At 42.8% G+C, this 12,103-nt stretch carries 5 protein-coding genes; all 5 read right to left on the bottom strand.

The window, feature by feature from the left end; all coding sequences use genetic code 11:
- Window positions 1-71: 71 nt before the first annotated feature.
- The 5 genes from C9991_RS13015 to C9991_RS12995 all read right to left on the bottom strand — a co-directional run bounded on the left by C9991_RS13015 (window position 72) and on the right by C9991_RS12995 (window position 11,973).
- The gene (locus C9991_RS13015; RefSeq protein WP_106812958.1) at window positions 72-1,616 is read right to left on the bottom strand and encodes a RapZ C-terminal domain-containing protein; all 1,545 of its coding nucleotides are present in this window, start codon (window positions 1,614-1,616) and stop codon (window positions 72-74) included.
- Between the two features lie 1,121 nt (window positions 1,617-2,737).
- Complete coding sequence (locus C9991_RS13010) at window positions 2,738-8,119, bottom strand: hypothetical protein (protein ID WP_157949477.1); 5,382 nt, start codon at window positions 8,117-8,119, stop codon at window positions 2,738-2,740.
- Window positions 8,120-8,132: 13 nt separating this feature from the next.
- On the bottom strand, window positions 8,133-9,569 hold the full coding sequence (locus C9991_RS13005) for a cupredoxin domain-containing protein (RefSeq protein ID WP_106812956.1): 1,437 nt from the start codon (window positions 9,567-9,569) through the stop codon (window positions 8,133-8,135).
- A gap of 283 nt (window positions 9,570-9,852) precedes the next feature.
- Entirely contained in the window at window positions 9,853-10,905 is a 1,053-nt protein-coding gene (locus C9991_RS13000) for a hypothetical protein (RefSeq protein ID WP_157949476.1), read from the bottom strand.
- Window positions 10,906-10,956: 51 nt separating this feature from the next.
- A complete protein-coding gene (locus tag C9991_RS12995; protein WP_106812954.1) occupies window positions 10,957-11,973 on the bottom strand; it encodes a FimB/Mfa2 family fimbrial subunit in 1,017 nt (338 codons plus the stop codon).
- Window positions 11,974-12,103 lie beyond the last annotated feature (130 nt).

Raw genomic sequence — 12,103 nt, 5'->3', positions numbered from 1 at the left:
TACTTATATCTACTTTTTACCGGGATTTGATGAAAAGACCCAATATTGAAGCAATATAACATGCAAAATAGTTACTTTTCTGCCTCTAATGTCTGCTCTATACCTTGCTCACGATGACACACATGCACTTCTATGCCATATTTATTATGTATATGCTCTGCGAGATGTTGAGCTGAATATACGCTTCGATGCTGACCACCAGTACAACCAAACGAGAACATTAGGTCAGTAAAGCCACGGTCTATGTAACGCTGTACATGGGCATCGGCAAGTTTATACACACTTTCAAGGAATGTCAGAATCTCGCCATCATCTTCAAGGAATCGTATTACTGGTTCATCGAGTCCTGTTAATTTTTTGTAAGGTTCATAACGACCAGGATTATGTGTCGAGCGACAATCGAATACATACCCTCCACCATTACCCGACTCATCTGCCGGTATACCTTTACGATAAGAGAAACTGAATACACGAACACGCAACGGTCCCTTACCATCATACTTAGAGAAAGTGGCAGGACCATCCTGTGGATGTGCTGCATAAACATTCTTGTCGGTGGTCTTATAACCATCCGCACGCGATACTGCCGGTTCTTCGATGTGAGCATAACGAGGCATGTCGGTTAGACGGCGCAACATATCCATCATATAAGGATAAGGGAATACATCCTCACCAAGCTTCAACAATGCACGTAAGTTGTCCATTGCTGGTGGAATAGAGTCAAGGAAATGTTTCTTGCGCTCAAAATAGCCACGGAAGCCGTATGCTCCAAGCACTTGCAATGTGCGAAACAAAACAAACAGACTCAACCTGGCTACAAAATGTCGTACGCTCGGCACCTCAATATATTGCTGCAAAGCATTATAATATTCCAAAACAAGCTCACGCCGCAACTTGTTTGAATATCTTGCCGATGCTTGCCAAAGGAAAGAAGCAAGATCATAGTAGAACGGACCTTTACGACCACCTTGATAGTCGATAAAGAAGGGATTGCCACCTGCATCAAGCATCACATTACGAGCTTGGAAGTCACGATACATAAATGAATCGCATTGCTCGGAAGTAAGATCTTTTGCAAACAATCGGAAGTTGGCCTCAAGTTTCAGTTCATTAAAGTCAAGATCAGAAGGTTTTAAAAAACAATACTTGAAATAGTTAAGGTCAAAAAGCACACTGTCCTCGTCAAACTCAGGTTGCGGATAACAATTCTGCCAATCAAGTTCACGTGCTCCTCGTATCTGGATGTTAGGCAACTGGCGTATTGTGCGCTTTAATAATTCTTGCTCATCAAGATTATATCGTCCACCTGCCTCTCGTCCACCACGAATGGCATCGAAAAGTGAAACTTCACCCAAATCAGTCTGCAAATAACGTAAACCATCATCACTTACAGCAAGAATCTGTGGAACCGGTAATTGACGTTTAGTAAAATGCTCTGAAAGATAGATAAAAGCATGATTTTCATCTCGGCTTGTTCCTACAACACCAACAACACTATTGCCTTCCTCATCAAAAAGACGGTAATAAGCACGATTGCTACCAGCACCTGCCAAGCGTACTGTATTAACAGGCATTGAATTATGCCACATATCATATAGTTCAACAAGTTTCTCCATTATATATATTTTTATTATTTCTAAAGTTTTGGTCTAACAGTTAGGCATTATCATCATTATTATCGTTTTTATGAAAATACTGACGCTCTTTCTTCTCTACCCAAGCAGACAACAAACGGTCAATACAATATAAGAGGATTGCAACTCCAGCTGTTATGGATAGCGATTTAGTTAGTATATAAGTGCCAACACATATTATTATACACGACACCAATATCTTAATTGAAATATCTTTGAACATCTTTTTGTTTTATTTAAAGTAAAATTAAGCGAAATTATTAGCAACTGCAAAATTACAAATAATAAAAAGAAACGTCGATTAAAAGCACAAAAAAATCGGCTGTCTCCCGACATCCGATTTTCAAAAACAAACTACTTAAAAACTAATCTACTAAAACAAATCAAAAAATCTTCGCTACTATTAGCGTTTTTATTAACTACTGGCAAAGTTACAAATAATTATTTTTGCAACAAAATATTTTATAGTTTTTTTGATTAATATCAACAAAAGTTAGCAAAAAGAAGATGATACAGAAGTTAACATACCCACAAACAACTAAGAACGCATACTATATATAATATAAGGTACGTATNACCCGTGCGCCGGTCGCCATCAACAATAGCAAGCTATCGTCATGCTGCCCCTCGACTTGCATGTGTTAAGCCTGTAGCTAGCGTTCATCCTGAGCCAGGATCAAACTCTACATTGTAAAATATCTTTTACTGCTGCCTTATTGCTAAGACTGCATTTGTTTGTATCTGTTTCAGAACGAGCTTCCAAATTAGAGTTTAAAGCCAAACAAACTTGACGGTTCGTTTTTCTTCTACCCAAGAATGAGTATTTCATCATTCTCGCTTCTTGTACTACTTTATCTGTCTTATGTAAATCTTTTCAAAGAACTCTTTCTTTACTTGCCTTCTTCCTATCGGTATCTCGCTTTGTTTAGTTCTTACTTTAAGTTCGAAAGCGGATGCAAAGGTAACACTTTTTCTCATACTACCAAAACATTCCGATAATAAATTTGTAAATAAGTCGTCTTTTAACATTCGTTCACAAGATACACCTTATATTATATATATAGTTATCGGAAGTTATGGTTTCGCCCCTCTGCATAGGTGTATTACATTACACTTAGCTTGAATGTCTTGCTCTGTCCATCCTTAGTTTCAGCCTTTACAATAAACAAGCCACAACCAATATTCTTGGTCCAAGATGCTTGATTAATGCCTAAAGCCGATGTTACGAGCAAGCCTTCGGCATTGTATATACGCACATTGGCAATAGCTATATTAGGTGAACTCACCGTTATAGTACCGCTATTAGGCGAGAAACACTTGATATTAGCCTCATCATTATGTTGCTTCAAGTTGTAAGTCGATGTGGTGATGTAGTATCTACCATGCTCATTAGCCATAATAGATATTGGAGCATCGGCAGGAGTGAAAGTTCCCATCTTGGCATCAAACACATACAGCTTATCAGTAACATAGCGGTTTGCTGATATTTCTACATTAACAGCTGCGCCATTACTCATCACCTTTCCATTCTCCTTAGCAATGATGCCCAACGGCAGGAAGTTGATGTTTGAGAGTTTGTTAAAAGCAGCAGCCTGATTGCCCGCGACAGTATACACTTGCGGAACATCTTCAATATCAGAGTTGTTAAGCAACTCAACATCCTCATCATCAACAAATTCGTCGTCGGCATCATTGCAAACCACAACCTTAGCTGTAGAACACAGATTATCATCATTAACTACATTGATATATACTGCAGCAGGTTCCTGTACAGCAGTACCACCAGATATCCAGCGGTCTGTAGTCATCATCAAAGTAAAGTTAGCTTGACTAACCGTCTCGCCCTCCTTAACCTTCACAAAGAAGCCTTGCATTGGCTCAATGATATAATCTTGACTGCGGTTGTATGTACCCTCTGGCACGCTATGTGCCTTAAGAACCCCATCTACTAAAGTCCACACCTTACGCTCAAAGCCCGGGTTTCCGTTTAGGAATCGATACATACTAAGCGATGCAGTATACGGATTGCCCACTATGTAGTAGCGATTGATGCTATGAGTATTGCCTGTAAGCGGCAGAGATATTTCTCCCAACAAGCCTGGCTCATTAGATGTTAGCACATTTAGCCTATAGAGATCACTCCTTGAGAGAGTAACCGTTTGGTCGGAATACCCTCCATCTGGTTTGAAGTATTTATATTCCACATCCTCCTTTGGCAAACGGAATAGCCATTTTGCCGACAACTGTTTATACTGGTCGCCAGCCTTTAGTGCAAAGCCCTTGCCTTTCTCATATTTCTCGTCGAGTTTATTGTATACATGGCTCCAATATAGCGACTCAACATTCATCGAAACATCTGAAATAGTATCAATGCTGATATTTGTGCCATTATAGTCATGAGCTTCATAATTAGTAACTCCATCTACTATCTGGGTGGCATTACTATCCCAGTTGCGTTGATATACTGGAGCATATACTCTATTATCTGAAGTCTCGCCGAAGTTCATAGTCTGGAAAGCTGTTTTTGTGTCTTCCCTACCTGTTGTTAATGGTACAAAGAAGTCGCCCGCATATACATCCTTCAATGGTGTCGAAATAATATTCCATTTATTCTGAGTCACCTCTTTCTCCACATACGCCTTATTATATATAAGGTATTGTTGGTTGAGCAGCTCTGCTCGTGCCTTGAAGAATATCTGGTCGCAGAGGTTACCATGGAAAGTCTCGCATTTAAACGTTCCATTTCCGTCTGTCGAATGGTCGGCAGTATTGTCGTTCCATGACACAACAAAGTCGTATGCAATACCCGATGTAGCCTCCTCGCCTTTAAAGTTTGTCAACTTCGTAGCGATATCGTTACCCACACGGTATACGATATTGCCAAGACCTGGATATACCAACTTGTTTTCAGGTATAACAACCTTCGAGAATTTCATTGGCGTATAAGCCTGTTGTCTCGTTAGGTTTGTTTTAGTATAATCCTGGTTGTCATAAGTTGCCTCACCATAGTCTTCATAAGTTTTGTCGAATAGCTCAGCTGCCGTAGATCTCTTCCAATTCAGGTCGTTGTTCCAGTTGGCATTAAGCTTGTTTGCAACAGAAGGAAACCATGTAAGGAATTCGGGCACCACCTTAAATGTTATAAACATATCGCCAGGACATGCAGCAATCGTACTACTATTAAGCTCATACGAGAAGTTCAATTCATACCAATATCCTTCGTGCAGAATATCCCAGACTTTATCATCAAACACCAGTCCCAATTCCTTGTCTCCTGTCTTAAGAGTAGTTTCTTTCAAAGTACCAACAATCTGTTTTGTAGTAGTGAAAGTAGGGTCATTAGTGTCGGAGATAAATACATTCTTATCACGGAATATGATCTCAATATCTTTATCTTTTCCATTATTAAGATCAGCCACCGGTAATATCAGCATGCCATTATCGGTCTCATCATCGATCTTTTTCAGCATCGCCTTTATTTGAGGCAAACCAATGCGCACGGCACGGTCATCATTAGGATAAGCCACTTTGTCGAAACCAAGTGTAAGCTTCGGACCATCCTTCACAATACGAATAGTGAAGTACATAGGGGCTGGACATATTTCGTAAGTCACGGTTCCTTGCGTTATTTTAGTTGCAATAGGAACAGCCGCAATCTTATAGGTTCCCACCTCGCTAAACTTATACCCCGTAAGAGTATTGCTTACCGCCAATACCAATGTTCCTTCGCCATCTACGCCTGCGATATATTTTTTAAGCAATGCATAGTCGTCAGGATTAGATGTTTGGAATGCAGCATTAAGAGAAGTCGCATCAGGATACTTATCGCGAAATCTTCTTAAAGCCTGCTGCAAATCTGTGATAGCAGAAAACTTATTGTCTGCCCCATCAGGAGTTCCCACAAACCAGTCAAACTTCACGTTATTAAGCAAGATAGAACCACCGCCCACATTGTCGGCAGTCTCAAGCTTTGCTGTAATATCCACATCAGGCGTACTATTGCCGTCGCACGACACTCTCACCGTAGTAACCACACTTCCGTTTGCATCGGATATGGCTACCTTCTGTTGCACAATACTGAATTCCTCGCTATACGACGAGCATGCATCAGTTTGCTTACCCCATTCCTCAGGCTTGCCATTAGCATCAGGATAAGCCACCGAAACATAAAACTTCTTTCCCAAAGGCAAATCGAAGTGCCTGTTGGCAATCACCAATATTACATGTCCCTCAGGGTCTATCTCAAACGCCTTTGAACTTGCATCATAGTTGGCAGGTATAGTCACCACGCCATATTCGTCGGCTGTTCCATCGCCATTATAGTCGATGCCCGCAAACGGATTGCCATCCATATCGCATATACGATAAAACAGCTTCGACTCCTTGCCCACACCTGTTATAGCCTGCACATTTTCGTAGTGCGAGCTTATCTTGAGTGTAATATTAGAGTTAGCCACGCTTCCGTTAGTAGCATCAGGACAAGCAGGCTGATTCTGCATCACGTCCACCTTTGCATGCTGAATATATAGTCGAATATCGTCAATGGCATAGTCGGCACCATGAGTACCCGAGCACATATTATCGAGCACAATACGGAAGTCGGAATAGTTTTCCACTCCCGAATTCTTTCTCATCACAATTCGGCTGTACACCTGAAACCACGTGCCAGCTTGTCTATCGCCTTCCGTGTTAGAGTTAAAGTCGCCTGATGTAAATGATGTCAGCAGTCGCTGATGTGTCACCTTGTCGTTCTCATCCTTTATGATGCCATATAGTTTGAACAGCACCTGAGGTTCTACTGGAGCAGAAGAAGCTGTAAAGTCAGTAACTGCTGCCGAGAATATCAGACGTGCTCCCGAGCAAAGGTCAGCCTTAAAGTCGATAGAAGCTATCTGTCGGCTTTCGTCTGATGCATCCACATAGAGGAAGTATCCATACTGCTTGTGATTAGTTATAGCATAAGTACGGTCATAAAGCACAGGATTGCCAGGAGCATTCCAACTATATAAAGTCTTTCCTGCAGTTGAAGTTACTGAATTGTCAGAAATACCAGCCAAGTTAGCACTCTTGAACAATCCATATTCGCCATGTATTAAAGCGTACCTACCAGGGCTTGCTTGGTCGCGCAGCTGAGGGTATACAAAGCTATATGCACGTCTGTCCCATCTTGAGGCATAATGCGCCATATTGTTCTCCTTTGTAGGAGGCACCACGGTAAGCTCGTCGTTATCGTCGTCAAACGATATTGGCTTTGTTGCTTGCTTATAGTGCGATTCAAAATAGTCAAGCATGCGTTCGCTATCTCCATCATCTATCAGCTGCTGCCTCGTCTTTGGATAAGTGTTCTGATACAGCACCTCAAAGTTGGCTATCGGAGCTTTTACAGATATATCGTTATAATAGGCATAAGCCACAAAATATACTATACTTCCGAATGTTATATCTGGAGCTGTAGCTTTGTTTCCGTCCAAGTCGAACCATTTGCTTTTATTCAAGGTCTCCATGTCAGTTTTATCAATCATTTGTTTGGCTTCACTTGAATACAACAAAGTATACTTGGTCTTTGTCTCGTCATAAGCAATCCATATAAAATTATTGGCATTATATAGTGTGCTCTTGTCGTAGTCGGCTTGTTTTATGCTATGCGCTTCGTCCGAAGAGAAAAGATGTCTTTTACCATCTTTTGGTTTTAGAGCATAGAAGAAATAATTGCTCGGCTTATAATTTACGCGTATCGACATTTTCGCATCCTTATCCTTTGCTCCAAACACAATACGACGGTTGTCCTCTATCGTCAAGTCTGAGACAGCGGTGCGAAGGTCGGTAGATGTTGTCTTGATGATATTCTCTGCCATAGCCTTTGCCGGGCGAATATGGAAGATATAGCGTATCTGCAATGTTGGCTCGTGAGTGAAATATTGGCTTGTTCCACTTACCACAGGATCAAAGTCAGTATATTTGCTCACATCACAAGCTATATCTTCACCTTCCCAGTCAGAATCTGCCGCAGCTGCAGGTGGTACGTATTGCACACCGTGTGTAGCTATAGTTGGTCCAGCGTTTTCTGAATTCGTGTTATTTTTCCAACCGAAATAACCTCTACTCTTACCGTCCTTATCTTTTACATCCTGCAAAAAACCATGACCAGGACTCCATCTCACAAGCCTATTAGACATCATATCTGTCTTGTAGTCGTACCATCGAATGTAGCCCTTAGGTTCGTCATATAGTAGTGTAGTATAATTTGAACTATAATATCCTGCAAACGGCAATAGCAAGTCTACATTCGTTCCTGGTTTCACATAGTAAGTATATTCATACTCATGCACCTGCTGCATCTCTATGCCATAGGGATTGGCAAGAAGCGGTCTGCCATTCACGCCTTTATAATGCTCAAACACACTCTGGGCACGAACGCTTGTGCTGACACAACATGCCAACATCGCCATTACGCATACATATATATATCTTAACCTCTTTATCATATATTAAGCAGATTTATTCTTTTATTATTTCCACTCTATATGGGATGTTGTATCCCAGTCCGCCGATCTGTATCAGTATCTCGTGCACAGCATATCCTGGACGGTTGCCCATCACGCCATCTATAGTCAATCGTTTAGGCACATAATTTGGCGAGCGGTCGTAGATGCTCACACCATCAGCGCCATCAGGGTCTTGTTTTATCGTAGACCATCCTGCTACAGTCCAACTGCCCACGGCATCTGAGCCTCCAACAAGTTCTTTTCCTGTAGAATACTCCTTAACATGAGGCACAAGATGAAACTCGCCATAATTCTTAAACTTCACCGTCAACTTATCGTCAACCTGACTGATGCTTGGCAGCACGCCAATGGCAGTAAACTGCTGCACATCGAAAGTTATCTGATAGTCGCTAAGCTTTATAGGCACCTCCAAATAGTCGTTGCGTGCCATCACGTCCCACTTGGCAAGCGTGATACGTCTATTTATTGCAAGATTGTCGGTCTGCAGATTCAGGATAAAATATTCTGGCGATTTTGCTACCGACTCATTCAGGTAGAATGTCACCTCCACAGGCTTCTTTGAAGTAGCCGTATTGGCAGGAATCTTTATCCAAGGCTCTTCCTTTTCGTCCACCTTCGACCAAAGATCCACCTTATATATATTATATGTAGCCTTTGGACTTAGATGCGGTTCAACAGCTACGCCATTATCCTTGCCGGGCAATAGATACAGATTTTCGGCACCCGTCGTACCGTCAGTTGTAATATCGCTCAGCGAAATGCTCTTAAGCGTAATATCGTTATGAGTGTCGTTGGTCAGCTTCAGCTTCATCTTAGCCACCATTCTTATCACCTCAAGATCCACCTGCTGTGTGGTCTTCTTTATTGTGATAGTCTGCTTGTTGCTCATCGGAATGCCCTTCTTAAATACATCCTTTCTCCACGCCGCTTCGTCAGCAGGCTTTACTATTGCAGCCCCCACATTGCCCGCTACAGCATAAAGCTTGCTGTCAAAGTTGGTAGGAAACGGTGTGTTAGGATGCAACTTGGTATAGTAGTCTGGGGTAGAAACGAATCCAAGATCTTCTGGCGAGATATTGGCAAACGAATAAAATGTAGTCTCGCCCTCGTCAAGCGTCGACTCCAGTCTGCCCACATAGTCTTGCTCCGTAGCATATTCCTCGCTCTTGAGCAAGTCGATTATTTTGCCCTTCTGCACAATAACCACAAAGCAGTTCTTCATCTTCTCGCCTGGCTCAACATGCTCATCATGCCACGACAAGTCGCCCGAGGCACGCGATGCCGAAGATATGCCCGACGATGAGATGTTGATTCTAACCCTCACCTTTCCATTGCCACCTATATCGTTGTTGTTGTCAGTATCGGCTGTACAGCCTGCAAAGGCAAGCAATGCAATAACAGACATTATGAATATCGAAAGCTTGTTCATATGGCTTTTATTTTCTCTTATATGATTTTTATTCAAGTTTCGCAAATGAGCTCCACACGCCCTGAAAGGGCAGAAGCTCCTAGCCCAGGGCAGCGCCCTGGGTAATCATGGACGCAAGTTTGTCGCCCTGAAAGGGCAAAAGCTTTCAAGTACCAGGCAATTTACAAAGCTTTTGCCCTTACAGGGCGCATTGTTGACTGCCATTATACCCAGGGCGATGCCCTGGGCTAAGAGCTTTTGGGCCTTCAGCCCGTACTTGAACCACATGCGAAACTTCAGATTTTTACATTATTATTCCGTCGTTTTCGGGATATATGCGTCGGTTCCACTTCCTAACGTGCAGCGTAACAATAATCTGTCCCGACTCCTTATAAATCCAGTACTGATAGTAGTGGTTGCGCTGTATAGGATAGGTAGAACCTGTAGGCTTGCCATCCGTATCGTAGTTGCGAAACTCCAACGTATACGTACCCTCGTGTGTTTCATTGCGGTTGAGGTTAACGGTTATTGTTGTAGGATTAGCTCCCGAATTGTCGTACTCAGGCAGGTATAGCGGAGCCGTGGTCGGTAATGCTATTTTGTCGGCATGGCTATTCAAAACATTCAGCGAATTTGCGAATTGCACTTCTGAAGTGTTATCCACCTCGTTGAATGTCTTTGGCACACAATATCCCTTGGTGTTATAGTTGTTCACGGTCATGCTGCCTATAGCGTAACCGGATTTGGTCATATCTGTACGCAGACTTACGCTCACCTTAGCCATAGCCCTAAGCATCTGGATATTATGCAATTTGTTTTGCTTGCCCAACGTCAATGTGGCTGGAATCTTAACCACTCCCCACATAGGTATATACTTGCGCGTACCTGGGTTAAGGTCGTAGGTCAGCGCCGACGGGTCGCCCCATGCCGAGACATTGCTATTGGCAATAACCATCACTCGCTTAGCCTTGTCCACGTTAGGCTTAGCGTTTCGCCATACACCCGTAATGGCATAAACAGTAGCCCCAGTAATACTTGGGTCGCTAACCGTAGTAACTCGCAAGTCCTCAACATTGTCCACCTTATTGCCTTTATCGTCGTAAATGGCAATAATAATATCGTCGGTATTCACCAGATTCTCGTTCAGTATACCATCTTGCGCAGGCGAATAGTCGTCCCATCCGTCGTTCTCGGCACGAGTAGACGTGGCATCGGCAACGGTAAGTGTGAATGCTACCGACACGTCTTCTGTGCCGACAGCATCATCATCGCTGTCGGAGCAAGCTACCATCACCATACACAGCATGATGACAAAGGCAACCCTCTGAATGAACTTATCGATAAAACGTGTTAACATCCGCACTATTCTATATGGATATGTTTAATACTGTACTGTTTTATTATAAATCTACATGTCTACATTCTGCAGCACCACGCGCCACGAGTTTACGTAGATAGTGGCACTAAGCCAGTCGAGGTGGTCGTCAACAAAGAAGATGAAGCTGTAGTCGTCTTGTCGATCGAGATATTCCTGGTCGGTCATCTGCTTGTTGTAGTTGCCCTTAACCAGCAAGGCATAGTCGATAAGCGGAATACTGAACACCATCTTCTTGTTAAGATTGTTGTACACCTTTAGTCGTGGGTGCTTGCTTGCCAACAGTCTGTTAACTGTCATCTCAGCCACAACGGCCGACACCTGAGTATTATCCTCGCTTGTCGAGTTCACCACTCCATCGTATTGCGACCAAGGATGATAAGTAATAGAGTCGTCCACAACTGGTGAATTGTCGTAGGCAAGCCATCCGTTGTCGTCTTCTATCTTGAAGTCAAAGTCGGTAGCATTCAGTTTCACGCCAATAGCGTTTTGTATCACCACCTTGACATTATTTGTATTCTTTGTAAGTGGCACAACCACAGTCTTTACCCCATAGTCCTCCATCCTCAGGTCTACATCCTTTAGCAGTCCGTGGTATAGCGTGGTAAGGTCGTGCTTAACGTCTCTGTCTGTACGGTTAATCTTACAGTCGAGTTTGGTGACGTCGTTGTTTATATCGCCGTCAGTATTGTATATGTACGAGTTAGTTTGGCGTTCTTCGCCCTCTGCCCATACTTGCAGAGTATAAATGCAGGGGTCGATATCCAGCGTCATATAGCCTCCTGCTGCAGCTATATCGCTCACCTTCTCGGTCTTCTTGAATGCCAGTTCGCCGTTTCGGTTATAGGCATGAAGGGTTACTGTCTTCACCTGCGAGGCAAAGGCATCAGCAAACTTCATATTCATATCATATGCGAACCTAACTCTCAGCTCTTTCTTGCATCCGCTCATGTCTTCGTGCATCATCGAGCAAGAAGAAACAGCGAAAGTCAACAACAGAGCGAGCGCGGCTATGGTTGTTATGTTCAAGACAGACTTAAAGTATCTCATATAAGCAGTATAAAATGTGAGTTCTGTGCAATTAGATAAGGGGTGACATATTAGGCAATGGATTAGTCAAAGAATGCGGGCTGAAAGCCCAAATTGCCCATAGCCCAGGGCAACGCCCTGGGTATATGGA

The organism is Prevotella merdae (assembly GCF_900290275.1).
Classification (GTDB): Bacteria; Bacteroidota; Bacteroidia; order Bacteroidales; family Bacteroidaceae; genus Prevotella; species Prevotella merdae.
This window is presented reverse-complemented; position numbering and strand designations above follow the sequence as displayed.

Excerpts from the sequence above, each read along its gene's own strand:
- C9991_RS13000 (WP_157949476.1), bottom strand. The coding sequence starts at position 10,905 with ATGTTAACACGTTTTATCGATAAGTTCATTCAGAGGGTTGCCTTTGTC.
- C9991_RS13015 (WP_106812958.1), bottom strand. The coding sequence starts at position 1,616 with ATGGAGAAACTTGTTGAACTATATGATATGTGGCATAATTCAATGCCT.
- C9991_RS12995 (WP_106812954.1), bottom strand. The coding sequence starts at position 11,973 with ATGAGATACTTTAAGTCTGTCTTGAACATAACAACCATAGCCGCGCTC.
- C9991_RS13005 (WP_106812956.1), bottom strand. The coding sequence starts at position 9,569 with ATGAACAAGCTTTCGATATTCATAATGTCTGTTATTGCATTGCTTGCC.
- C9991_RS13010 (WP_157949477.1), bottom strand. The coding sequence starts at position 8,119 with ATGATAAAGAGGTTAAGATATATATATGTATGCGTAATGGCGATGTTG.